Below are 23,812 nucleotides of genomic sequence, written 5' to 3' on the forward strand. Positions count from 1 at the left end.
CGGCCGGTCAGAAGAAGCCCTGCGCGTCGGGCGAGTAGCTGACCAGGAGGTTCTTCGTCTGCTGGTAGTGGTCCAGCATGATCCGGTGGTTCTCGCGGCCGATGCCCGACTGCTTGTAGCCGCCGAACGCCGCGTGCGCGGGGTAGGAGTGGTAGTTGTTCACCCACACCCGGCCCGCCTGGATCTCCCGGCCCGCCCGGTAGGCGACGCCGCCGTCCCGCGACCACACGCCCGCGCCCAGGCCGTACGGGGTGTCGTTGGCCGTCTTCACCGCGTCGTCGAAGTCGTCGAACCGGGCCACCGACACCACCGGGCCGAAGATCTCCTCCTGGAAGACCCGCATCTTGTTGTCGCCCTCGAAGATCGTCGGCGTCACGTAGTAGCCGCCGGACAGCTCGCCGCCCAGGTCGGCCCGCTCGCCGCCGCACACCAGGCGGGCGCCCTCGGACTTGCCGATCCCGATGTAGGACAACACCTTCTCCACCTGCTCGCGGCTGGCCTGCGCGCCGATCATGGTGTCGGTGTCGAGCGGGTGGCCCTGCCTGATCGCCTTCGTGCGCTCGGTCGCGTCGGCCAGGAACTGCTCGTAGATCGAACTCTGCACCAGCGCCCGCGACGGGCACGTGCACACCTCGCCCTGGTTGAGGGCGAACATCGTGAAGCCCTCCAACGCCTTGTCGTAGAACGCGTCCCGCCGGTCGGCGACGTCGGCGAAGAAGATGTTCGGGCTCTTGCCGCCCAGCTCCAGGGTCACCGGGATCAGGTTCTCACTCGCGTACTGCATGACCAGCCGGCCGGTGGAGGTCTCGCCGGTGAACGCGACCTTCGCGACGCGGCGCGACGACGCGAGCGGCTTGCCCGCCTCCAGGCCGAAGCCGTTGACGACGTTGACCACGCCCGGCGGCAGCAGGTCGGCGATCAGGCCCATGAGCACGTGGATCGACGCGGGGGTCTGCTCGGCCGGCTTGAGCACGACCGCGTTGCCCGCCGCGAGCGCGGGGGCGAGCTTCCAGGTGGCCATGAGCAGCGGGAAGTTCCACGGGATGATCTGGCCGACCACGCCCAGCGGCTCGGGGAAGTGGTAGGCCACGAGGTCCTCGCTGATCTGCGAGATCCCGCCCTCCTGGGCGCGGACGACCCCCGCGAAGTAGCGGAAGTGGTCCACGGCGAGCGGCAGGTCGGCGGCCAGCGTCTCGCGGACCGGTTTGCCGTTCTCCCAGGTCTCGGCGACGGCCAGCGCTTCGAGGTGGTCCTCGATCCGGTCGGCGATCTCGTTGAGCACGTTCGCGCGTTCGGCGGCCGACGTGCGGCCCCACGCCCGCGCCGCGCCGTGGGCGGCGTCCAGCGCCCGGTCGACGTCCTCGGCGGTGCCGCGCGCGACCTCCGTGAACACCTCGCCGGTGACCGGGGTGGGGTTCTCGAAGTAGCCGCCCTTCGCGGGCGGCACGTACTCGCCGCCGATGAAGTGGTCGTACCGGTCGCGGTAGGTCACCACGCTGCCCGCCGTGCCGGGTGCCGCGTACTTGGTCATCTCCACTCGCCTCCCGCGTCGTCGTCGATCAACGGGGCGAAAGGTAGGGGGCGCGACGTTGCAGTGACGTTGCACCCGATCGGGCCAACGAACGGCTTGCCGCGCCGCGCCGCCGCGCGTCATCCTGGGTGGCCAGGAGGTTGCCCGATGCACCCAGACCCGCGCCGGCTGGCCGCGCTGCGCGAGGCGGCGCTCACCGGGTCCGCGGCGCGCGGCGCGCGGCCGGTGATCGTGGAGTCCTGGCGGCGCTCGCTCGCGGCGCGGGTGGACCCGGACCGCCACGAGCCCCCGGTCGTGCTGGCGCCCGACGAGGTCGCCGACCTGCGCGGCGCGCACCCGTTGGCCCCGATGCTGCCGATGCTGCGCGAGACCCTGGTGGCCATCGCGGACGAGGCGCGGCACGTCATGATCATCACCGACGCCGACGGCCACATCCTGTGGTGCGAGGGCGCGCGGGACGTCCGCCGGCTGGCCGAGCGGTTCCGGCTCACCGAGGGTTCGCGGTGGAGCGAGGACGCCATCGGCACCAACGCCATGGGCACGGCGCTGGCCGTGGGCAGCCCGGTGACCGTGCACTCCGCCGAGCACCTGGTGCGCACCTACCACGGCTGGACGTGCGCGGCGAGCCCCGTGCGCGACCCCGACACCGGCCGCACGCTGGGCGTCGTGGACGTCAGCGGCCCGGTGACCAGCCTGCACCCGGCCACCGGCGCGCTGGTGTCCACGGCCGCGCGCCTGGTCGAGGCGCAGCTCCAGGTCGTCCTCGCGGCCCGCGACGAACGCGTCCGCGCGGCCGGGATGCGCCACCTCATCGCCCTGCGCGGCGAACCGGGCGCGCTGCTCAGCCCCACCGGCCGCGTCCTGGCCGCCGAACCGCAGGGCCTGCTCGGTCCCCGCGTCGACCTGACCGCCCCGGTCCGCCTGGCCGACGGCCGCGAGGCCCACCTGGAACCGCTGGACGAGGGCTACCTGCTGCGCGTGCCCCGGCGCACCACCCGCCGCCCCGTCCTGTCCCTGCGCTTCCTGGGCGGCCTGACCGGCGCCCTGGACGGCCGGCCCCTGCCGCTGTCCCTGCGGCACGCCGAACTCCTGACCGCCCTGGCCCTGCACCCGCGCGGCCTGACCGCCGAACAACTCGCCCTGCACCTCTACGGCGAACGCGGCAACCCCACCACCGTCCGCGCCGAACTCCACCGCCTGCGCGCCCAGCTCGCGGACGTCCTGCGCACCAGGCCGTACCGCCTGTCGGCCACGCTGGAGGCCGACTTCCTGACCGTTCGCGAGGCCCTGCGCGGCGGCGACGTGGCGAAGGCGGTCTCGACCTACCGCGGCGACCTCCTGCCCCGCTCCGACGCGCCGGTGGTGTCCGACGAACGGGAAGACCTGTCGGCGGCGGTCCGCCGAGCCGTCCTGGCCAACGGCGACCCCGAGACCCTGTGGACCTTCGCCGCCACCGGCGACGACATCGAGGTGTTGCAACGCCTGACCCGCGTGCTGCCGCCGACCGACCCGAGGCGCGAACTGGCCCTCACCCGGTTGCGCCGCGCCCTGACCTAACCTGGTCGGCATGGGGTACTTCGCGCCGGGGGACGTGGTGCTGCGCCGGGAGGTCCTGCACGGCAGGCCGTGGTCGGTGATGCCGGCCCGGGTGGTGCGGGACGGGCCCGAGCTGCTCGCCGTGTTCATCGTGCCCGGCACCGTGTTCGGCTACCCCGACCACCACTACCGGCACCCCTGGCTCGCCAAGGGCAACACGCACTGGCGCGGCCACGGCAAGCTCCAGCTGCACCGGCCCGGCGACGCCTACTCCGTCGAGCTGTTCTGGGCGGGCGACGACCGCCGGTTCCAGGGCTGGTACCTCAACCTCCAGGACCCGTTCCGCCGCACCCCGCACGGCTTCGACACCCTCGACCACGCCCTGGACTACTGGCTCGACGCCGACGGCCGCTGGGAGGAGCGCGACCGCGACGAGTTCGAGGAGCAGGTCGCCGAGGGCAAGTACGACGCCGCGCAGGCCGACGCGATCCGCCGCACCGGCAAGGAGGTCGCCGCCATGCTCGACGCCGGCGCCACCTGGTGGGACCCGGCGTGGGCGGCGTGGACCCCCGACCCGGACTGGCCGGTCCCCGTGCTGCCCGCCGACTGGCGGGACCACCCGCTGCCGTGAGGGTCCAACCCCTGACCCCGGACGCCCTGGTCGCCGAACTGGTCGAGCGCGTGGACGCGTTCCCCAAGGACGCCTGGACCCGGGTGCTGGTCGACGGCGCGCCCCCGACGAACCCCGGCGCGCTGGCCGACGCCCTGGTGGACCCGCTCAAGGCCCGCTCCCGGCCGACCCTGCGGGTCTCCGCCGGGGACTTCCTGCGCCCCGCGTCGGTCCGCCTGGAGTTCGGCCGCACCGACCCCGAGTCGTTCCGCGCGAACTGGCTCGACGCCAACGGCCTGCTCCGCGAGGTCCTCGCCCCGCTGGACCCCGGCGGCACCGGGCGCGTCCTGCCCTCCCTCTGGGACGCCGACCGCGACCGCGCCAGCCGCGCCGACTACGTCACCCTCCCGCCCGGCGGCGTGCTCCTGCTCGACGGCACCCTCCTGCTGGACAAGTGGCTGCCCGCCGAACTGTCCGTGCACCTGTGGCTGTCCCAGGGCGCCCTCGAACGCCAGACCCCGCCGGAAGAACGCTGGACCCTGCCCGCGTACGAGGACTACGAACCCCGGGCGGACGTGACGGTCCGCTACGACCACCCCGCCCGGCCCGCACTCGTGGGTACAGTGGAACCCGGGTGACGGGAGGAGGCGTGATGACCAGGCTGCACCTGCTGCTGGCGGGCCTGTTCGCGCTCACCCTCCTGCACTCCCCGACCGAACTGGTCGCCGCCCTGGCCGCCGTCGCCGTGGTGGTGCTGCTGCTCACCGCCGCGCCCGACGTGCAGTCCACCCCCGCGTGGGTGCGGTCGCTGTCGTTGCGCGACAAGGCTTTGCGCACGGCCTTCGTGCGCCTGCGCGACCCCGACGCCGCCGGTCGCCCCCGTCCGCGAGCACCGGGACTCGGCTCCTGACAGCCGAAGTCCCCCTTCCCAGCTCGCACCCGACGGAGAGAAGTTGTTCCACGCCTTGGGCTCCGCCCTGGCGGGCCTCGCCACGCCCGCCCTCGCCATCGTCCTGTTCACCGCCCTCGTCCGACTGCTCGTGCACCCGCTCAGCCGCGCCGCCGTGCGCGGGGAGAAGGCCCGCGCCGCACTCGCCCCGCAACTGCGGGACCTGCAAGCCGAGCACGGCAAGGACCCGGTCAAGCTCCAGGAGCAGACCCTCAAGCTCTACAAGGACAACGGCACGTCGCTGTTCGCGGGCTGCCTGCCCGCGCTGGTGCAGGTGCCGTTCTTCATGGTCATGTACCGGCTCGTCACCACGCCGAACCCGCTGCTGGACGGCACCCTGTTCGGCGCCCCGCTGGGCGCCCACTGGTTCGGCGTGTTCGACCACAACGCCGTGTTCCTCGGCCTGTTCGCCGCGCTGACGGCCATCGCGTTCGCCACTTCACGCTGGCAGGCGGCGGTGGCGGCCCGCGGCGGCGCGGCGCAACCGCCGTTGGCGAAGGTGCTGCGGCTGCTGCCGTTCGGGACGGTGCCCATCGCGGCCGTCCTGCCGCTCGCGGCCGGGGTCTACCTGCTCACCACGACCACGTGGACCCTCGCCGAACGCGCCTTCCTGCACCGGACCGTCCAGGGGCCGGTGGTTCAGGCGCAGCGGTGATACACCTCGCTGGCCAGGTCCGCGGCGTGCCGCATGGCCTGGGCGTGCAGCGCGGTCAGCGAGAGGACGTCGGCCTGCTCCTCCGGGTCGGCGTCCTCGCCGTCCAGGCGCTGCTCGGCCGTGGTGTAGACGACGCACTCCGCGGCCACGCTCAGCCGGCGGGCCAGGAACGCCACCGCGGTCATGAGGTTCTCCGCCTCCTGCGCGGTGATCGGCACGACCCGCGACGGGGCCTGGTCGGCCAACTCGTCCTCGGCGGCGCCCAGGTCGGGCGGTTCGGCGCACCACGCCAGACCGGTGTCCCAACGGCACGCCGCCTCGTGCAGTGACTCGATGAACGGCTTCCAGTCGATGTTCCGGTCCATGGCCTGCTCGCCTTCCTCCCCAGTCGCTCCTGACCGGGGAGTGCCCGCGTGCCACGTCCGGCATGCGCGGTTGTCCCCTTCGGGTGGAAAGCCGGTCCGACCGGTTACGGGCAGTGCACCCAGGGGTACACCAGCAGGTCAATATGCCACCGCTCGGGCGGCGTGCTGGGGCGCCGGCACCACGCCCGCCGTCGATGGGTACGAGATCCGGTCGGGCACGCCGTCGGACGTGTAGCGCTGGGCGGGGTTCGCGGCCAGCTTGTCCAGCCACACCGCGGACCCGAACGCCGCGTCCTCGCCGGTCGCGTCCTGGGACCGGATGCGCGGCGTGTTGAGCGGGTCGAAGTCGGCCGCGAACGGCGACGGGGCCGGGTTCGAGCCGACCAGCAGCACGCACGCGTAGTCGTACGACATGCCGTCCGCGCCGCCGCGCATGGCCAGCACCGGGTCGCGCGGGATCGCGCCGAACGGCAGCGCCAGGCTCTTGACCGGGTAGTCCGGCACCGCCCGCTGGATCTCGCGCTGCCCCTCGGTGATCGCCCGCTGCGCCTCCTCGGCCGACACCGACGACAGGTTCGTGTGGTACTGGGTGTGGTTGCCGATCTCGAACCCGTGGTCGCGCAGCCACGGCAGCACGCCGGAGCCGTCGGCCGACCCGAACGGCGCGGCGTTGACGTACATGCTGGCCACGGGCCGGAACCCGGGGTGCTTGGCGGCCACGTCGAGCAGGATCGCCACGGCCGTGCCCGGCGCGGGCTGCCCGGAGGCGTCCAGCGCGAACTGCGTCGGGTCGCCGTCGTCGAAGGTCAGCACCACCGGGTGCTTGCCCGCCGGGATCTCAATGCGGCCGGTCGCGTACTCCAGCGTGGTCACCGGGACGTAGTCCTCGGCGACCAGCCGCTCCAGCTCGGCCCGGAACGCCTCCGGGGTCCGGTCGTAGACCGACGACGGCTGCGCCACCAGCCGGTGGTACATCAGCACCGGCACCTGCCCCAGCTCGTTGGCCCCGACCGCGGCCGGGTCGGGCGGCGCGGACGACGACGGGGCGGGCGCGGAGGACGCGGCCACCGGTGTGTTGGACGACTGCTGCGCGGCCGGTTCGGCGCACGCCACCACGCCGGCGGCGAGGAGCGCGGCAACGGCCAGGGCGGGCTTGGACGGCGACGCGGTGCGGTTCACGTTTCCGCAAGGTACGCCGGTCCACGGGGGTCGCTCGCCGGTTTGACACATTCGGATGACATCTGGTTTACCTGCCACCTGAGGCGGTATATCGCGCATTGGTAATGCGCCGCGCTGATCGGAGTCGTTGATGTCGAATTCCACGCGAAAAACGAGAAGGGTCCTCGTGCCGGTGGCCGCAGCCGTCGCATTGCTGCTGGTCGCGGGCGTGATCACGACATTCTTGCAGGCCCGGCCGACCGGTCTCGCGGTCGCCGAATTGTCCGACGGCGGTGCCGTCACCCATTCGGGCTGGGAGCGCGTGGCCATCACCGCGGACGATCCGGGTGAACTCGATCGGGTGGTTGTGGAGGTGGACGGCAAGGCGGTCGAGGGGCGGCGCGGCGAAAAGGCCGTGTCGTTGTCCGGGCTCCAACTGGCCGAGGGCCCGCACACGCTGACCGTGCGCGCGGCCAACTCGCTGCCGTGGCTGCCCGACGCCGTCATCGAGCGCCGGTTCACCCTGGACAACACGCCGCCGAAGGTCTCGGTGGACCAGGTGGACGCCAAGTCGCCGAAGGGGCCGGTGACCGTGCGCGGCGCGGTCGAGGGGGCCGACGAGGTGCAGGTGGGCGACCAGAAGGTGCCGGTGAAGGACGGGAAGTTCGAGGCGACGCTGCAAGCGGTGCCCGCGACGCTCGTCCTGGAGGCCAAGGACGCGGCGGGCAACTCCGGGCGGCACGAGATGGCGGTGAAGGTGCCCCACCCGGGCATGCGGGCGGTGCACATGAGCGCGGCGGCGTGGGCGACCGAGGAGTTGCGGGAGCCGGTGCTGGCGCTGGCCCGGGACAAGAAGATCGACGCCGTCCAGCTGGACATCAAGGACGAGAGCGGCGAGATCGGCTACGCCTCGCAGGTGCCGCTGGCGCAGCAGATCGGCGCGAGCCGCGGGTACTACGACGCGAAGGCGGCCGTGGACCAGTTGCACGGCATGGGGTTGCGGGTGGTCGGCCGGCTGGTCGCGTTCCGGGACCCGGTGCTGGGCAAGGCGTCCTGGGAGGCCGGCGCGCACGACCGCCTGGCGCGCAACAAGGGCGGTGGGCCGTGGACGCGGCACTACGGCGAGTACGCGTTCACCAACTTCGCCAACCCCGAGGTGCGCGAGTACAACATCGCGGTGGCCAAGGAGGCGGCGTCCCTGGGGTTCGACGACATCCTGTACGACTACGTGCGGCGGCCCGACGGCCCGTTGTCGCAGATGGAGTTCGCGGGCCTGACCGTGACGCCGGAACAGTCCATCGTGGACTTCCTGCGCGACTCGCGGGCGGCGGTCCGGCCGCACGGCGCGTACCTGGGCGCGTCGGTGTTCGGCATCGCCGCGCACAGCGGCACGGACATCGCCCAGGACATCCCCGCGCTGTCCGCGCACGTGGACTACGTGGCGCCGATGGTCTACCCGTCGCACTGGGGTCCGGGCGAGTACGGCGTGGACAACCCGGAGGCCAAGCCGTACGACATCGTGAAGGCGTCGATCGCGAACTTCGTGGAGCTGACCAAGGACACCGGGGCGACGGTCATCCCGTGGTTGCAGGCGTTCTCGCTCAAGCACCACTACGGGCCGGGCGAGGTGCAGGCGCAGGTGACCGCGTCCGCCGACGCCGGGGTGAAGTCGTTCCTGCTGTGGAACCCGGCGTGCCGCTACGACTCGGCGGGGTTGTGACCATGGCCGGCGAGGAGTTCACACCGGGCTCGTTCAACCGCGAGTGGTGCGGCTACCAGCGGCGCGAGGTCGACGCGGCGATCCGGCAGCTGCTCGAACGGCTGGAGCAGCTCACGACCGACCGCGACGCGGCCCTGGCGACCGCGGACGACGTGGGGCGCGAGCTGGAGGCGGCGCGGGCGGAGCTGGCGGAGTACCGGATGCTGCACGCCGGCTACTCCAAGGAGAACACGGTGTCGGGGACCATCCGGTACCTGATGCACGTGGCCCGGCAGAAGGCGGAGAAGGAGGAGCAGGCCGCGCACGAGCGGGCGGAGGTGCTGGTCGCGCAGGCGCGCGAGATGGCCGACCGGCAGGCCGTGCTGCTGGACGAGACCGAGCAGGAGACCCAGCGGCGGCTGGCCGAGGCGGACCGGCGGGCCCGGGAGATCGTGGAGGGGGCGGCGGCCGAGGCGCGGGCGATCGCGGCGGAACTGGTGGAACGGCGCAAGCTGCTCGACCGGTGGTGCGCGGAACTGGACATCCCGGTGCCGCGCGACGACGAGACCGGGGACGCCACCGCGGTGGACCTGACCGCACCGGCCACCGGCACCGTCCCGCCCGTGCCCGCAGCGGGCCGGCCAGGGCAGGCGACCGGCTCACCAGCCCCAGCGCCGAGCCCCGCAGCCCCCGCCGCGAGCCCCGCGCCACCGGCGGCAAGCCCCGCAGCCCGCGCGGCGACCCCCGCAGCCCCAGCGGCGAGCCCCGCAGCCTCAGCAGCGAGCCCCGCGCCACCGGCGGCGAGCCCCGCAGCGCCGGCGGCGACCCCCGCGGCACCGGCGGCTTCCGCGGCGGACGGGTCGTGACCGGTCGGTTGGCGGTGGTGCACTACCTGGCCGGGCTCTCCCTGGCCGCCGCCACCGTGCTGGCGCTGGACACCCGCACCGTCCCGATGCGCGTCACCGCCCACGGCCGCCCGCCCGTCGTCACCACGCCCACCCACGCCGACCCGAGGCCCGTCCGCGGCGTCGGGGCCGACCTGCCGCCGGGCGCGCCCTTCCCCGTCCACGGCACCGGCCGGTGGCGCGTCGTCCCCGGCACGGCCAAGCCGACCGGGCCGGGACCCGCCTTCGCCTACTCCGTCGAGGTCGAGGAGGGCGTCACCCTGCCCGAGGGCGACCAGCCCTTCGCCGCGCAGGTGCACCACACGCTCGTCCACCCGCGCGGCTGGAAGCGAAGAGGTTTCGAGTTCCGCCGGGTGGACACCGCGCCGACCCTGCGCATCCGGCTCGCCGCCCAGGACACCGCGCGCGAGCTGTGCGGCTTCGACCTGCCCTACGACACGTCCTGCCGCATCGGCGACACGGTCTACCTGAGCGCACCCCGCTGGATCCGCGGCGCGCACACCTACGACGACCTCACGGCCTACCGCGCCTATGTGGTGAACCACGAGGTCGGGCACTTCCTCGGGTACGGCCACGAGCCGTGCCCCGAGGACGGCGCCCGCGCGCCGGTCATGATGCAGCAGACGCTGAGCACCGCGAACGACGAGCTGGCCGCGCTCAGCGGCGAGGCCCCGGCGGACGGCAAGACCTGCACGCCCGACCCGTGGCCGCGCTAGCCGGGGCACGCCCGCCCCGTGGCCGCGCTGACCCGAACACGCCCCGCCCCCCGGCCGCGCTAGCCGGGGCACCCGACCCGCCGCCGAGCTAGGCCGTGACCTTCTCCGCCCGCAGCGGCGCGCCGGCCTCGTGCAGGAACTTCAGCACGTACCCGTACGAGGTGAACAGGCCGCACTCGGCGTAGGAGATCGACCGCTGCCGGCAGAAGTCCCGGACCAGCGCCTGCGCCCGCCGCAGGTGCGGGCGCGGCATGTTCGGGAACAGGTGGTGCTCGATCTGGTAGTTCAGGCCGCCCAGCAGGAAGTCGGTGAACCGGCCGCCGGTGACGTTGCGGGAGGTCAGGACCTGCTTGCGCAGGAAGTCCAGCTGATGTCCGGCGGACAGCACCGGCATGCCCTTGTGGTTGGGCGCGAACGAGCACCCCATGTAGACGCCGAACAACCCCTGGTGCACGGCGATGAACACCAACGCCTTCACCGGCGACATGGACGAGAAGACCAACATCAAGTACCCGATCGCGTGCACCACGAGCAGCGCCGCCTCGACCCGCCACGCCCGCACCTCGCGCCGCGCCACCGGGGCCGCCCCGATGACGTGCAGGCTGAAGCCTTCGAGCAGCAGCAGCGGGAAGAACAGCCACGCCTGGTGCTTGACCACGAACCGGAAGAACCCGCGCTTGCGCTCGGCCTGCTCGGCGCTGAACGCGAGCACGGCGATGTCGACGTCCGGGTCCTCGTCCTCGTGGTTGGGGTTGGCGTGGTGGCGGTTGTGCTTGCCCATCCACCAGCCGTAGCCGACGCCGATCAGCAGGTTGCCCAGGACCAGCCCGGTGGCCGCGTTGGTGCGGTTGGTGGTGAACACCTGCTTGTGGCCGGCGTCGTGCCCGAGGAACGCGATCTGGGTGAACACGACCGCCAGGGCGACGGCCGGGACGAGCTGCCACCACGAGTCCCCGATCAGGACGACGGCGGCGCAGGTGGCGGCGAGGGCGGCCACGGCCGCCACCAGGCACACCACGTAGTAGCCGGTCCGGCGGTCGAGCAGACCCGCCTGCTTGACCAGCCTGGACAGTTCGGCGAAATCGCTGCCGCGCCGAGGCGACACATCGGTGCTCACGGCGCGCAGCCTAAGGGGCGCTGGGTGACGCCCTCAGGCCAGCCTGAGTTGCAACTGGGCGAACAACCGGAGCAGCGGGTCGTCCAGCTCGAACCCGCCGACCTCCGCCGCCCGCCGGACCCGGTACCGCAGGGTGTTGGGGTGGACGTGCAGGCGGGCGGCGGCGGTCCGCACGTCGCCGAACGCGTCCAGGTACGCAAGCAGCGACCGCGCGAGGTCCGGGTCCAGCCGGTCCAGCCGCGGGTCCCGGATGCGCGGGTGCTCGGCCAGCAGCGCCAGCACCTCGCTGACCAGCACCCGCGAGCGCACGTCGGCCAGCGTGGCCACGTCGGCGTCGAGGTCGCGGGCCATGGCGTCGAGCACCCGGTCCGCCTCGACCCGGGCCACCGCCACGTCGTCCATGGTCGAGACGGTCGAGCCGATCGCCCCCTGCACCCGCAACCCCATGTGCTTGCGCGCCGCCGCCACGATCTCCTTGGTCAACGCCGGCAACGGCGCCCCGGGCGGCAGGTCGGGCAACAGCACGTAGGTCCGCCCCGACGACTGGCTGACCAGCGCGCTGCGCCGGTAGGCGGCGGCGTGCACCGAGATCAGGCTGGTCATCTCCGCGCGGCGCAACTCGTGCTGGATCCGGTCGGCGTGCTCCTGCCCGCGCAACGCGAACACCACGACCGCCGCCGGCTTGCCCGGGTCGGCCCCGATCTGCTCGGCCACGGACACGGCGTCCATCCGCCCGTCGAGCAGCGACGCGAGCAGGTTCTCCCGGAACGCGGCGGTCGGCTCACGTTGTTGGACCAGGTGCAACGCGGTGACCCGGGCCGCCCCCAACAAAGCCCGCTCGGATTGTTCGGTGAGCGGGGTCGCGCCTTCCTGCACCCAGATCGTCCCCAACGGCTGCGCCCCGGCGTGAATACCCACGGCGATCCGCCGCCGAATCCCCAATTCGGGCCGCTCGTCGATCCGGACGACCTCTTCCCCGGACCGAAGCCGCTGGTAGACGCCCCACTCGCGGAGCATCTTCAGGTACGGCTCGGGTCCCTGCCGCCCCAGGATCGACAGCCGCCGCAATTCGTCCACTTCGTCCGACGACCGCGAATAGGCCAACACCCGACTGGCGGTGTCCTCGATGCTGACGATTCCGCCGGTGAGCGCGGCGATGGTCTGCGCGAGCGCGAACAGGTCCCCCAGCACTTCGGTCGTCCCGGCATCGGCGGTGAGCCGAGCGGTGGACACCACCCCGCGCGCGAGCGCTTCGAGGTGCTCCCACCGGACCTCGGGTCGAACCGCCAACAACGCCACCCCGACATCGGCGGCGGCCTGCCGCAACACGGGCGAGGGCGTGTCCACCTTCACCGCCACCGCAGCCGCCCCACCCGCCCCGGCGGCTCTGACCAGCGGCAACGCGGCCCGCCCCCGGGCCCCGATCACCAGGGCGAGGTCCCCGGGCCGCACATCGGGCTGGTCGTCGGGGTCGAGGATGACCACGTCGTGCACGTCGACCTCAAGCCCGTGCGGCGCGACCTGGATCTCGACCAGCGGGTCGCCCAGCGCGATCAGCACCTGCCGCAGGCTCATCGCGGCCACCCCGGGGTGATCAACCGGACCCCTCCTTCGGGCGGCAGCCACTCGGCCCACTGTTTGTCCGTTCGGACAACCGAGAGGGGCCAAGCCTAGACGTCCGGACAACGGGGCGCACGGTCCGCCGACCTACCGTGAACGGACACCCAACCATGTGGCGAAGGAGCTGCTTGTGGATGCCGTGACCAGGGTCCCCGTGCCGGCGAACGAGCCCGTCCTCAGCTACGCCCCCGGCACCCCGGAGCGCGCGCAGCTGCAGGCGAAGCTGGCCGAGCTGGCCAAAGAGCCCCTCGAACTGACCCTGACCGTCGGTGGCGAGCAGCGCGTCGGCGGGGGTGAGAAGTTCGACGTCGTCCAGCCGCACAACCACCGGGCCGTCCTGGGCACCCTGCACGGGGCCACCCAGCAGGACACGCGGGACGCCATCGCCGCCGCCAAGGCCGCCGCGCCCGGTTGGCGCGCGCTGTCGTTCGACGACCGGGCCGCGATCCTGCTCAAGGCCGCCGACCTCCTGGCCGGCCCGTGGCGGCAGACGCTCAACGCGGCCACCATGCTCGGGCAGTCCAAGACCGCGATCCAGGCCGAGATCGACGCCGCGTGCGAGCTGATCGACTTCTGGCGGTTCAACGTCGCCTTCGGCAGGCAGCTCATCTCCGAGCAGCCGCAGTCCTCCCCCGGCGTGTGGAACCGCACCGACCACCGCCCGCTGGAGGGTTTCGTCTACGCGATCACGCCGTTCAACTTCACGGCCATCGCGGGCAACCTGCCCACCGCGCCCGCCCTCATGGGCAACGTCGTGCTGTGGAAGCCGTCGCCCACGCAGAGCTTCGCCGCGCACCTCACCATGCGCCTGCTCGAAGAGGCCGGCCTGCCGCCGGGCGTGATCAACCTGCTCCCCGGTGACGGCCTGGCCGTGTCCGAGGTCGCCCTGGCCGACCCCGACCTCGCGGGCATCCACTTCACCGGCTCGACCAAGACCTTCCAGCACCTGTGGGGCCAGGTCGGCGCGAACATCGCCGGTTACCGCTCGTACCCGCGCATCGTCGGCGAGACCGGCGGCAAGGACTTCGTGCTCGCGCACCCGTCCGCCGACGTCGACGTGCTGCGCACCGCGCTGGTCCGCGGCGCGTTCGAGTACCAGGGCCAGAAGTGCTCCGCCGCCTCCCGCGCCTACGTGCCGCGGTCGGTGTGGAACCGCGTGAAGGACGACTTCCTGGCCGAGGTCGAGTCCCTCACGATGGGCGACGTCACCGACTTCTCGAACTTCCTCGGCGCGGTCATCGACCGCCGCTCGTTCGACAAGCTCTCGGGCGTCCTGGACGCCGCGAAGTCCGACTCCTCGCTGGAGGTCGCCGCCGGCGGCACCGCCGACGACACCGACGGCTTCTTCGTGCGCCCGACCGTGCTGCTGGGCAGCAACCCCGACCACGAGGTGTTCACCACCGAGTACTTCGGGCCGGTCCTGGCCGTGCACGTGTTCGACGACGCCGACTACGACACCGTGCTCAAGCAGATGGAGAGCGCCGCGCCGTACGGCCTCACCGGCGCGGTCATCGCGCGGGACCGGGCGGCCATCGCCCACGCGCAGGAGCACCTGCGGTTCGCGGCGGGCAACTTCTACGTCAACGACAAGCCCACCGGTGCGGTCGTCGGGCAGCAGCCGTTCGGCGGCGGCCGGGCGTCGGGCACCAACGACAAGGCGGGCTCGGTGCACAACCTCCTGCGCTGGGTCAGCCCGCGCTCCATCAAGGAGACGTTCGTGCCGCCGACGTCCTACCGCTACCCGCACCAGGGGTGACCATGCTGCGCTCGACCCTGCTGGCCGCCTCGCGGTCCGGCGCCATCCGCAAGCTCGTGGAGAGCACCCCGCTGACCAGGCCCGTGGTCAAGCGGTTCATCGCCGGCGACGACGTCGACGGGGCCGTCGCCACCACCGGCGAGGTGCTGGCCGACGGCCGGCTCGTCACGCTGGACCACCTCGGCGAGGACACCCGCGACGCGGCCCAGGCCACCGCCACCGTGGACGCGTACCTGGAGCTGCTCGGCCGGCTGCGCGACGCCGGGTACGCCGACCGCGCCGAGGTGTCGGTGAAGCTGTCCGCGGTGGGCCAGTTCCTGCCGCTGGACGGCGAGAAGGTCGCCCTGGAGAACGCGCGGAGGATCTGTTCCGCCGCCGAGGCCGCCGGCACCACCGTCACCCTCGACATGGAGGACCACACCACCACGGACTCGACGCTGAGCATCCTGTGGGAGCTGCGCGTGGACTTCCCGTGGGTGGGCGCGGTGCTCCAGGCCTACCTCAAGCGCACCGAGCAGGACTGCCGGGACCTGGCGCACGCCGGGTCGCGCGTCCGGCTGTGCAAGGGCGCCTACCAGGAGCCCGCTTCCGTGGCGTACCAGGACAAGTCCGAAGTGGACCTGTCCTACGTGCGGTGCCTGAAGGTCCTGATGAAGGGCGAGGGCTACCCGATGGTCGCCTCGCACGACCCGCGCCTGATCGCCATCGCGGCGGACCTGGCGGCGGGCCGGGGCAAGGACTCCTACGAGTTCCAGATGCTGTACGGCATCCGGCCCGAGGAGCAGAAGCGGCTGGCCGCCGAGGGCAACCGCATGCGCGTGTACGTGCCGTACGGCGACGAGTGGTACGGCTACTTCATGCGGCGGCTGGCCGAGCGCCCGGCGAACGTGGCGTTCTTGCTGCGTTCGCTGGTCACGAAGAGCTAGGGGGAACTGGGGAGGTCGCGGGTGCGCGCGGGGTGCGCCCGGACCACCTCCTGCACCGCGTGCTCCGCGCGGGCCAGCCGTTCCGGCTCGGCCCGCGCGGACCGCAGCAGCTCGACCGCCCGGTGCGCCGCCGCCAGGGCGTGGTCGAGGTCCGTGCCGACCTCGGCGCACCGCCGCGCGTACAGCGAAAGCGTTTCGGCGTAACGAACACCGTCGTGGCAGCCGGTCAACTGCCACAGCAGCAGCGCCATCCGCGCCCCGGCGCGGGCGACCTCGTTGGTGACCGCGCTGTCGGCCAGCAGGTGCCACGCCCGCGCCAGCCGGTCCGCGGCCCGCGGCACCCGCCGCCACACCGCCACGGCGTCCTCGAACGCCTGCGCCGCCTCGGACCGGCGGTCCAACCGGCGGAACAGCACGCCGAGGTCGCCCAGCACGGACGCCAGGACGGGTTCGAAGTCGCGCGGGTTCACCTCCGCGAGCCGGCGCAGCACGCCGATCGACTCGCGCACCACCGCCGCCGCCTCCGTGGGCCTGCCGAAGGCCGCCAGCAGCGCCGCGACCGACCGCAGCGTGCCGGCGAACTCGGCCTCGTAGCGCGGGTCGTCGGCCGCGACCGCCCGCCACTGGAGCACCGCGCGCCGCGTCGCGTGCCCGGCCTCCGCGCGCCGCCCCACCTCGAACAGCCGGGCCGCCAGGTGGTGCGCGGTCTTCGCCGCGTCGAGCCGGAACGACGCGGGGTGCTGCCGGGCCAGCTCGTCGAACAGCTCCGCGGACTCGGCGACGGCGGTCGCCGCGTCCTCCTTGCGCCCCACGGCCGCGTACCGCAGGCCCAGCCGGTCCAGCGCGGCGGCGAGCTGCGCCGCGCCGTCCCGGTCGTCGGCCGTGACCAGCCGGCACCAGGCGACCGCTTCCTCCGCCACGAACAGGGCTTCCTCGGCCCGCTTCGCCGCCACCAGGCGCAGGCTGAGGTCGCCCAACGCGTCCGCCAGCGCGGGTCGGTGCTCGACCGGGTCGTGGTCGACCAGTCGCCGGCGCAGCGAAACCTCCTCCCGGGACGCCCGCACGGCCTCCTCGCGCAGCGCGGCCAGTGCGGCGCGGGCACTGAGGAGTCCGTTCAGCTCGGCGCGTTCCCGGAGGTCTTCGGCGTCGCGCAGGAGTGCGTGGGTGAGCAGGGCGGGCAGGACGTCACCGTGGCAGCGCGGGTCGTCGAACACCTGGCGCGCAACGACTTCCGGGTGGTCCTTGAGGACGCGCAACTGTCCGGCGCCCGCCTTCGCGACCAATCCCGGGTCGGCGGTGAACAGCTCCACGGCCCGGTCGCGGACGTGCGGCCAGCGCTCGGCGGCGCGCAGGAGGGTGTCCAGGGCGTCCGGCGCGGGCGCGATGCGGTCGTCCAGGAGGGTCACGGCGAGGGCGTCCTCGGCGAGGCGGCCGGTGGTCGGCGGGTCCGGGTCGACGCTGACCACGCGGCGGACGTGCTCGACGGCGTTGTCCGAGCGGTCGCCGTGGACGGCGGCGAGCGCGGCGAGGTGGACGTCGTGGAACGTGTCGCACCGCGGTGGCGCGACGTCCGGCCGGGGCAGGTCGAGGGCGTCGGCGAACCGTTCGCAGGCGATCGCGAACACCCGGTCGTGCTCCTCGGGGCACGGGCCGAGTTCGAGGTCCTCGGACGCGTAGTGCAGGTCGGCGGCGCGTTGCCGGGTGGCCGACCACCACCAGCCCGCGGCGCGCGCGACCAGCAGCACGCGGGTCGGCCCGTCGCGCAGGAGGGCGAGGACGTCGTGCCACGGCGCCAGGTCCGCGTCGTCCACGACGACCAGGTCGTCCCCGGCGAACCGCCGGGCCAGCCGCGTCTTGCCCACCCCGGACCGGCCGTGCAGGAGCAGCACCGACCGCAGCACGGCCGCGTCCCGCCAGCGCGCCAGCCCGGCGAGCTCGGCGGTCCGGCCGTGGAAGGGCACCACCTCGTGCCGCGGGTCCAGCAGCGCGCCAGGCGAACTGATCACGGACCGACATCCTGCACCCCGGGCCCCGACCACGATCGGGTCGGTCCCGCTCGCGCCGGAATTGTCGGTGGTCGTTGGCACAATCCCAGGCATGTTCATCGCACTGGTGCCGCACGGGGAGAACGCCGGTCGCCTCCGGCCGCTCTCCGCCGCCGGCGTGCCCACCGGTCCGGTGATCGAGACCGCCGACCTCGCGGCCACCGTCGCGGAGTGGGAGCGGCGGGGGCCGCGCTGGCTGTGGTCGTCCACCGCGGAGGTCTACCCGGAGCTGCTCGCCCGGGGCGTGCGGGTGGAGCGGTGCCTCGACCTGTGGCACGTCGAGTCGTTGCTGCTCGCCCACCAGGGCAGGCACCGGGAGCCGCGCGGCCTGGGGGCGGCCGTCGCGCGGCTGCGGGGCCTCCCGGTGCCCGAGGACCACGGGCCGCGCAAGCGCGAGTCCCAGCCCACGCTGTTCGAGCCCGAGCGGGAGCCGCTGCCCGGTGATGAGGACCCGCTGGAGGCCGTGGTCGCGGTGCACGCGGAGCGGCAACGCGCCTTGGCCGCGCTGCCGCACGCCGACGGCCTGCGGCTGCTGGTCGCCGCCGAGTCCGCGAGCGCCCTGGCGGCGGCCGAGATGACCCACCACGGGCTGCCGTGGCGCGAGGACGTGCACGACGAGCTGTTGACCGAGCTGCTGGGGCCGCGCCCGGCCAACGGGGTCCGGCCGGCGAGGCTCGCCGAGCTGGCCGACCGGATCACGGCGGCGTTCGGCGGTCGGGCGGTCAACCCGGACGCGCCGGCGAGCATCGTGCGGGCGTTCGGGCGGGAGGGCGTCGACGTGCCGTCCGCGCGGGCGTGGGTGCTGAAGAAGGTGGACCACCCGGCGGTCGCGCCGCTGCTGGAGTACAAGGAGCTGGCGCGGCTGTGGGTGGCGCACGGGTGGTCCTGGTTGGACCAGTGGGTGTCGGGGGGCCGGTTCCGGGCCGACTACGTGGTGGGCGGGGTCGTGTCCGGCCGGTGGGCCACCCGGGGCGGCGCGGCGTTGCAGATCCCGCGCACGCTGCGCCGGGCCGTGGTGGCCGACCCGGGGTGGGCGCTGGTGGCGGCGGACGCGTCCCAGCTGGAGCCGCGGGTGCTGGCGGCGCTGTCCGGCGACCGGCGGCTGGCGGAGGTGTCCGCCGACGACGACCTCTACACGACACTGGCGGCCGACGCGTTCGACGGCGATCGGGGGCGGGCGAAGGTCGCCATGCTGTCGGCGATGTACGGGGGCACGGCCGGGGAGGCCGGTGCGCTGCTGGCCGTGCTCAGACGCCGGTTCCCCGAGGCGGTGGGGTACGTGGAGGCGGCGGCGGTGGCCGGTGAGCAGGGCCGGATGGTCCGCTCGCGGCTGGGTCGCACCAGCCCGCCGCCGTCGGCGGCGTGGCACGAGGTGACCGGCAGCGCCGACGAGGGCGAGGAGGCGGTCCGGCAGGGTCGGCGGGCGGCGCGCGACTGGGGCCGGTTCACCCGCAACTTCGTGGTGCAGGCGAGCGCGGCCGACTGGACGGCCGCGCTGCTGGGCGCGTTGCGCAGACGGCTGCACCAGACGGCGCCGGGCGCGCACCTGGTGTTCTTCCAGCACGACGAAGTCCTGGTCCACACCCCGGCCGAGTCGGCGGACGTGGTGTGCGCGGAGATCACGGCGGCGGGCGAGGAAGCGTCCCGGCTGGTGTTCGGGCGAACACCGGTGCGGTTCCCCATCAACGCCGTCGCGGTGGAGTGCTACGCCGACGCCAAGTAGCCCATTGCGCCGTTCGGTCGATTGAGTCTCGGTCGTGAGAGCGCTCTCATGAACGCACAACCGAATTTGTTGCCGTGCAGAACGAGTGACAAGGAGGTCACCCGCGCATGGGACCCAGTCGAAGGCGACGCGTGCTCGCCACCGCCGCCGCCCTGCTCGCCGCCGTTCCCGCCGCGGTCTTCGCCACGATCTCGGCCGACGCCTCGGTGCCGCCCACGCCACCGGGCTGGACGCTCCAGTGGAGCGACGACTTCACCGGCGCCGCCAACACCCTGCCCTCCGGCGCCAACTGGATCTTCGACCTCGGCCACGGCTACCCCGGCGGCCCCGGCAACTGGGGCACCGGCGAGATCCAGAACTACACCAACTCCACGTCCAACATCCGCTTGGACGGCAACGGCAACCTGCGCATCACCGCGTTGCGCGACGGCGCCGGCAACTGGACGTCGGCCCGCATCGAGACCCAGCGCTCGAACTTCCGCCCACCGGCCGGCGGCAAGCTCGCGATCGAGGGCCGCATCCAGATGCCGAACGTCACCGGCGGCGCGGCGCTCGGCTACTGGCCCGCGTTCTGGGCGCTGGGGTCGCCCTACCGGGGCAACTACTGGAACTGGCCCGCCATCGGCGAGTTCGACATCATGGAGAACGTCAACGGCATCAACTCCGTGTGGGGCGTGCTGCACTGCGGCGTGAACCCCGGCGGGCCGTGCAACGAGACCAACGGCCTGGGCGCCAGCCGGGCGTGCCCCGGTTCGACGTGCCAGTCGGCGTTCCACACCTACCGGTTCGAGTGGGACGAGAGCGTCAGCCCGAAGCAGTTCCGCTGGTACGTGGACGGGCAGCAGTTCCACAGCGTCAACCAGAACCAGTTCGACGCGACGACGTGGAACAACATGACCGGCCACGCGGGATACTTCATCCTGCTCAACCTGGCGATGGGCGGCGCGTTCCCCAACGGCGTGGCAGGCCACGCGACCCCGACCGCCGCCACCGTTCCCGGCCACTCGATGGTCGTGGACTACGTGGCCGTGTGGACCGCCGGCACCGGCACACCGCCCACCACGACCACCACCAACCCGCCCGGCGGCAGCGGCTGGGACGCGTACACCGAGATCCAGGCCGAACAGGCGACCGCCCGCTCCGGCGGCACCGTCGAGGCGTGCTCGGAAGGCGGCCAGGACGTGGGCGGGCTGAAGAACGGCGACCACCTGCGCTTCTCCGGCGTCCGCTTCGGCTCGGGCACGGCCCGCCAGTTCGTGGCCAGAGCGGCGTCGGGCGCGGCAGGCGGCGTGAGCGGCTTGGTGGAGGTCCGACTGGACAGCCCGACGGCGGCCCCGATCGGCAGCTTCGCCATCGCCAACACCGGTGGCTGGCAGAGCTGGCGCACCATCCCGGCCAACATCGCCGGCGTGACCGGCACGCACGACGTCTACATCACCTTCACCAGCGGCCAACCCGCGGCCTACGTCAGCGTGAACTGGCTGAAGTTCACCACCTGACCCACGACCAGTGGCGGGCCGCAACCTCCTCCGCGGCCCGCCACGCACCCCTCCTCCCCTCACCCGCGGCCCGCCACGCCCTCCTCCTCCCCCACCCGCGGCCCGCCACGCCCTCCTCCTCCCCCACCCGCGGCCCGCCACGCACTCCTCCTCCACCCCGCCCACCCGCACCCCTCCCCCACCCCACCGACCGCGATTAGGCTGGTCAGGTGCAGGTCACCCCGATCCGGACCGGGCCCCTCCCCGCCCCACCGCCATGAGCCACTACCGGGAACGAGCCACGACCCACCCGGGCCTGGTTTGCCTCTGGGAACGCTCCGCCGACACCCCGACGACCGGCCGCGTCGTCCCGGACGGCTGCACCGACCTCATGTGGTCCGACACCGGCGCCCTCTTCGTCGCCGGCCCGGACACCACGGGCCACCTCACCGACATGCGCCCCGGCACCCTCTACGGCGTCCGCTTCGCCCCCGGCGTCGGCCCGTCCGTCCTGGGCGTCCCGGCGCACGCCCTGCGCGACCTGCGCGTCCCGCTGGCCGACCTGTGGAACCACCCGGCCCGCTTGGAAGACGCCCTGGCCACCGCCACCGACCCGTGCGCCGTCCTGGCCGAAGCCGCCGCGCACCGGCTCCGCGCCAACCCACCGGACCCGCTGGCGCGGGCCGTCACCCGAGCGCTCCCCACGACCGTCGCGGCGATGGCCGACGACCTGGGCCTGAGCACCCGCCAACTCCACCGCCGGTCCCTCGACGCGTTCGGCTACGGCCCCAAGGTCCTGCACCGCGTGCTGCGCTTCGACCGGGCGGTGAAGCTGGCGTGGCGCGGGGTGCCGTTCGCCGACGTCGCCCACCGCACCGGGTACGCCGACCAGGCGCACCTGTCCCGCGAGGTGAAGGAGCTGGCGGGCGTCCCGCTGGGTCAGCTGATCCGGCCGTAGGCCTTCAAGGTCTTCAACGCCTCGATCGTCACGATCGACCGCCACTCGTAGGTGGTCACGGGCGTCCACGCGTTCCACGGGAACGTCCAGCCCCCGTCCTCCTGCTGCTCCGCCACCAACCGGTCGAGGTCGCGCGCCATCTCGTCGTCGCCGAACCACCGCCGCGCGAGGCTGTCCGGCGTGGGCGCGTAGTGGTGCGGCTTGTGCGTCTCCCCGACCGCGTACCCCTCGGGCGCCTCCCCGTCCCCGAGGTCGACCAACCCCTTGTCCCGCACCAACTCGCCCAACCGCTTGGCCGCGACCTCGGCCCGCGCGCGGTCCGGCACGTGGTCGAGGAACCGAGCGCAGGCGTTGACCTCGTACGGGTGACTGTCCTCCAACGAGTGAATCGCGTCCCACACCAACGCGGTCGCCTTGTCCAGCCAGGGGTGCTCAACCCCGAACGAGTGCAACACGCCGGCGGCCAACCCGGTCATCAACAGATCGGTCCCGGCGCCGACCTGCCACCAGGGAGCACGCGGGTGCTCCCGAGCCGTCTCCAAGCAGTTCGGCAGCCCGCCGTCGTCATTGGCAACAGAGGCGAAGAACTCCACCGCACCAGCCACACACGACTCGTCCCCGACCTCCCGCAACAGCGTCAACGCGGTGTAGGTGTGCAACGGCTGACTGGTAGGCCCACGCCCATCGGGCTCCAGGGCGTGCCCGAACCCGCCATCGTCATTCCGATAAGCCACCACAGCCGCTACAACAGCCCCAGCGGCCCCACCGTCGAACAGGAACGCAAACCGCCGCTGCTCCAACACCCGAGCGTTGAGCCACAAAAAACGCCTGGCCAAATCCACCATGCCCAAGACGCTATTCCGCCCACCCGACCGCCGTCTTGAACAGATCGGACATCCCAGCCGTCCGTCATGGACAAGCGGAAGGCACACCGGCGTTCACCGGTACGGGCGCGACATCCCCCACCAGGAGTAACCGCGTCGAACTCCCGGACCGCGCTGACCTGCTGTGCCATCATTGATCGGCGGTTGGCGTGAGGGGAGCGCGAACGATGTACGACGCCGAGGGCGGGGGCGGCAAGCTCAGCTTCGTGGGCGACACGGTGTCCAAGGCACCCGGCGGCGCCGGCGGTTACGTGGTGTCGCAAACCCGGTTCTTCGTGGACCCGGACGAGGCGGAGAACCTGATCAAGGGCCTGGACGCGGCGGTCAAGGAGTTGCAGAAGGCCAAGCGGGCCGCCGACGAGATCTCGCAGTCCGGCTCGCCGGGCAAGGACGCCTACAGCGGGTTCGCCACGCTGAAGATCCGCGAGACGGCCGGCACCCAACAGGGCGGCTACGGCTGGGCCAACGAAGAGGCGCAGAAAGCCCTCATGAACACGATCCAGAACATCAAAGACGCGCTGGCGGCCTACAAGAACACGGACTCGGCCGCCCAGGACGCACTCAAGCCGAGGGACTGAAACTCCTTGAACCGCATTCTCCGGTCTGTCCTCGCCGTCGGCGCCACCGCGATCGCGCTCGCCGCCTGCACCTCGCCGAACACCGGCACGCCCACGCCGGCGTCCACCACGGGCGGTGGGTCCACCACCACGACCAAGACCAGCGCGAAGCCGAGCGGCCCCGGTGCACTGGACCTCGGGAAGTTCGCGAGCGACCCGTGCACCATCCTGACCCCCGCCCAACTCTCTCCCCTGGGCACTTTCGACCCCGCGGAGCGGGAGGACAGCCCCAACGGGCCGGGCTGCGCCTGGATCGGCACGGATGTGCTCAAGGACTCGACCTACCGCATCGTGCTCGTGACCAAGGGCCCCACGCTTGAGTCGTACCGGGAGAACAGCAAGTCCCTGAAGGTGTTCCGCGACGCCACCGTGGCCGGTTACCCGGCGATCAGCTACGACACGGCGAGCGGCACCAAGGACTGCACGACGGTGATCGGCTCCTCGGACAAAGACGCGGTGGTCGTGCAGGCCAACATCGCGCCCGAAGACAAAGCCAACGCCGGCAAGCCCTGCGACGCCTCGGAGAAGCTCGGGGCGACGGTCGTAGGAATCCTGAAGGGGTAG

At 73.0% G+C, this 23,812-nt stretch carries 22 protein-coding genes; 15 read left to right on the forward strand and 7 right to left on the reverse strand.

Going from position 1 to position 23,812, the window contains the following annotated elements; all coding sequences use genetic code 11:
• Positions 1-7 precede the first annotated feature (7 nt).
• A complete protein-coding gene (gene exaC / locus ABD126_RS30850; RefSeq protein ID WP_343937612.1) occupies positions 8-1,531 on the reverse strand; it encodes an acetaldehyde dehydrogenase ExaC in 1,524 nt (507 codons plus the stop codon).
• Between the two features lie 147 nt (positions 1,532-1,678).
• On the opposite strand from exaC, the gene ABD126_RS30855 reads away from it, so the two are divergent.
• The 5 genes from ABD126_RS30855 to ABD126_RS30875 are packed head-to-tail and all read left to right on the forward strand — an operon-like array spanning position 1,679 to position 5,281.
• Positions 1,679-3,088: a GAF domain-containing protein gene (locus tag ABD126_RS30855; RefSeq protein WP_343937614.1), complete on the forward strand. Its 1,410-nt coding sequence runs from the start codon at positions 1,679-1,681 to the stop codon at positions 3,086-3,088.
• A 10-nt stretch (positions 3,089-3,098) separates the two neighbouring features.
• Positions 3,099-3,698, forward strand: a complete 600-nt coding sequence (locus tag ABD126_RS30860; RefSeq protein ID WP_343937616.1) for a DUF402 domain-containing protein — start codon at positions 3,099-3,101, stop codon at positions 3,696-3,698.
• Positions 3,695-4,315: a nucleoside/nucleotide kinase family protein gene (locus ABD126_RS30865; protein WP_343937618.1), complete on the forward strand. Its 621-nt coding sequence runs from the start codon at positions 3,695-3,697 to the stop codon at positions 4,313-4,315. Before ABD126_RS30860 ends, ABD126_RS30865 begins: the two co-directional genes overlap by 4 nt.
• Before the next feature lie 14 nt (positions 4,316-4,329).
• Positions 4,330-4,587 carry a DUF6412 domain-containing protein gene (locus ABD126_RS30870; RefSeq protein WP_343937620.1) on the forward strand — a complete coding sequence of 86 codons (258 nt, stop codon included), beginning with the start codon at positions 4,330-4,332 and terminating at the stop codon, positions 4,585-4,587.
• 43 nt (positions 4,588-4,630) lie between these two features.
• On the forward strand, positions 4,631-5,281 hold the full coding sequence (locus tag ABD126_RS30875) for a YidC/Oxa1 family membrane protein insertase (RefSeq protein WP_343937622.1): 651 nt from the start codon (positions 4,631-4,633) through the stop codon (positions 5,279-5,281).
• On the opposite strand, the gene ABD126_RS30880 is transcribed toward ABD126_RS30875, so the two are convergent.
• Together ABD126_RS30880 and ABD126_RS30885 are read right to left on the reverse strand one after the other, a co-directional pair.
• Positions 5,266-5,646 (reverse strand): hypothetical protein, encoded by a 381-nt coding sequence (locus tag ABD126_RS30880; protein WP_343937624.1) that lies wholly within the window; start codon positions 5,644-5,646, stop codon positions 5,266-5,268. The two genes, ABD126_RS30875 and ABD126_RS30880, sit on opposite strands and share 16 nt — an antisense overlap.
• Positions 5,647-5,784: 138 nt before the next feature.
• Complete coding sequence (locus ABD126_RS30885) at positions 5,785-6,825, reverse strand: polysaccharide deacetylase family protein (protein WP_343937626.1); 1,041 nt, start codon at positions 6,823-6,825, stop codon at positions 5,785-5,787.
• A gap of 166 nt (positions 6,826-6,991) precedes the next feature.
• On the opposite strand from ABD126_RS30885, the gene ABD126_RS30890 reads away from it, so the two are divergent.
• The 3 genes from ABD126_RS30890 to ABD126_RS30900 are packed head-to-tail and all read left to right on the forward strand — an operon-like array spanning position 6,992 to position 10,124.
• Positions 6,992-8,524: a putative glycoside hydrolase gene (locus ABD126_RS30890; protein WP_343937628.1), complete on the forward strand. Its 1,533-nt coding sequence runs from the start codon at positions 6,992-6,994 to the stop codon at positions 8,522-8,524.
• Complete coding sequence (locus ABD126_RS30895) at positions 8,497-9,369, forward strand: DivIVA domain-containing protein (protein WP_343937630.1); 873 nt, start codon at positions 8,497-8,499, stop codon at positions 9,367-9,369. The genes ABD126_RS30890 and ABD126_RS30895 overlap by 28 nt, the downstream gene beginning before the upstream one ends.
• Entirely contained in the window at positions 9,366-10,124 is a 759-nt protein-coding gene (locus tag ABD126_RS30900) for a DUF3152 domain-containing protein (protein ID WP_343937632.1), read from the forward strand. The genes ABD126_RS30895 and ABD126_RS30900 overlap by 4 nt, the downstream gene beginning before the upstream one ends.
• 88 nt (positions 10,125-10,212) lie before the next feature.
• On the opposite strand, the gene ABD126_RS30905 is transcribed toward ABD126_RS30900, so the two are convergent.
• Positions 10,213-11,250: a fatty acid desaturase family protein gene (locus tag ABD126_RS30905; RefSeq protein ID WP_425542908.1), complete on the reverse strand. Its 1,038-nt coding sequence runs from the start codon at positions 11,248-11,250 to the stop codon at positions 10,213-10,215.
• A 24-nt stretch (positions 11,251-11,274) separates the two neighbouring features.
• Positions 11,275-12,816, reverse strand: a complete 1,542-nt coding sequence (locus ABD126_RS30910; RefSeq protein ID WP_343937636.1) for a PucR family transcriptional regulator — start codon at positions 12,814-12,816, stop codon at positions 11,275-11,277.
• A 175-nt stretch (positions 12,817-12,991) separates the two neighbouring features.
• Between ABD126_RS30910 and pruA the strand changes: the two genes are divergently transcribed.
• Both pruA and ABD126_RS30920 read left to right on the forward strand, forming a co-directional pair.
• Positions 12,992-14,617 carry an L-glutamate gamma-semialdehyde dehydrogenase gene (gene pruA, locus ABD126_RS30915; protein WP_343937638.1) on the forward strand — a complete coding sequence of 542 codons (1,626 nt, stop codon included), beginning with the start codon at positions 12,992-12,994 and terminating at the stop codon, positions 14,615-14,617.
• Between the two features lie 2 nt (positions 14,618-14,619).
• Positions 14,620-15,543 (forward strand): proline dehydrogenase family protein, encoded by a 924-nt coding sequence (locus tag ABD126_RS30920; RefSeq protein WP_343937640.1) that lies wholly within the window; start codon positions 14,620-14,622, stop codon positions 15,541-15,543.
• Here ABD126_RS30920 and ABD126_RS30925 read toward each other — a convergent pair.
• Positions 15,540-17,549 (reverse strand): tetratricopeptide repeat protein, encoded by a 2,010-nt coding sequence (locus tag ABD126_RS30925; RefSeq protein WP_343937642.1) that lies wholly within the window; start codon positions 17,547-17,549, stop codon positions 15,540-15,542. The genes ABD126_RS30920 and ABD126_RS30925 overlap by 4 nt on opposite strands.
• 91 nt (positions 17,550-17,640) lie before the next feature.
• Here ABD126_RS30925 and ABD126_RS30930 point away from each other — a divergent pair, with 91 nt between their 5' ends.
• The 3 genes from ABD126_RS30930 to ABD126_RS30940 all read left to right on the forward strand — a co-directional run bounded on the left by ABD126_RS30930 (position 17,641) and on the right by ABD126_RS30940 (position 21,747).
• A complete protein-coding gene (locus tag ABD126_RS30930; protein WP_343937644.1) occupies positions 17,641-19,311 on the forward strand; it encodes a bifunctional 3'-5' exonuclease/DNA polymerase in 1,671 nt (556 codons plus the stop codon).
• A 107-nt stretch (positions 19,312-19,418) separates the two neighbouring features.
• Positions 19,419-20,810: a carbohydrate-binding protein gene (locus tag ABD126_RS30935; RefSeq protein ID WP_343937646.1), complete on the forward strand. Its 1,392-nt coding sequence runs from the start codon at positions 19,419-19,421 to the stop codon at positions 20,808-20,810.
• A 256-nt stretch (positions 20,811-21,066) separates the two neighbouring features.
• Positions 21,067-21,747 (forward strand): helix-turn-helix domain-containing protein, encoded by a 681-nt coding sequence (locus tag ABD126_RS30940; protein WP_343937648.1) that lies wholly within the window; start codon positions 21,067-21,069, stop codon positions 21,745-21,747.
• On the opposite strand, the gene ABD126_RS30945 is transcribed toward ABD126_RS30940, so the two are convergent.
• A complete protein-coding gene (locus ABD126_RS30945) occupies positions 21,729-22,406 on the reverse strand; it encodes a hypothetical protein (RefSeq protein ID WP_343937650.1) in 678 nt (225 codons plus the stop codon). The two genes, ABD126_RS30940 and ABD126_RS30945, sit on opposite strands and share 19 nt — an antisense overlap.
• A 392-nt stretch (positions 22,407-22,798) precedes the next feature.
• Here ABD126_RS30945 and ABD126_RS30950 point away from each other — a divergent pair, with 392 nt between their 5' ends.
• A complete protein-coding gene (locus ABD126_RS30950; protein WP_343937652.1) occupies positions 22,799-23,209 on the forward strand; it encodes a hypothetical protein in 411 nt (136 codons plus the stop codon).
• 6 nt (positions 23,210-23,215) lie between these two features.
• On the forward strand, positions 23,216-23,812 hold the full coding sequence (locus ABD126_RS30955; RefSeq protein WP_343937654.1) for a DUF3558 domain-containing protein: 597 nt from the start codon (positions 23,216-23,218) through the stop codon (positions 23,810-23,812).

This window comes from Saccharothrix mutabilis subsp. mutabilis (assembly GCF_039521145.1).
In the GTDB taxonomy this organism is placed as follows: domain Bacteria; phylum Actinomycetota; class Actinomycetes; order Mycobacteriales; family Pseudonocardiaceae; genus Actinosynnema; species Actinosynnema mutabilis.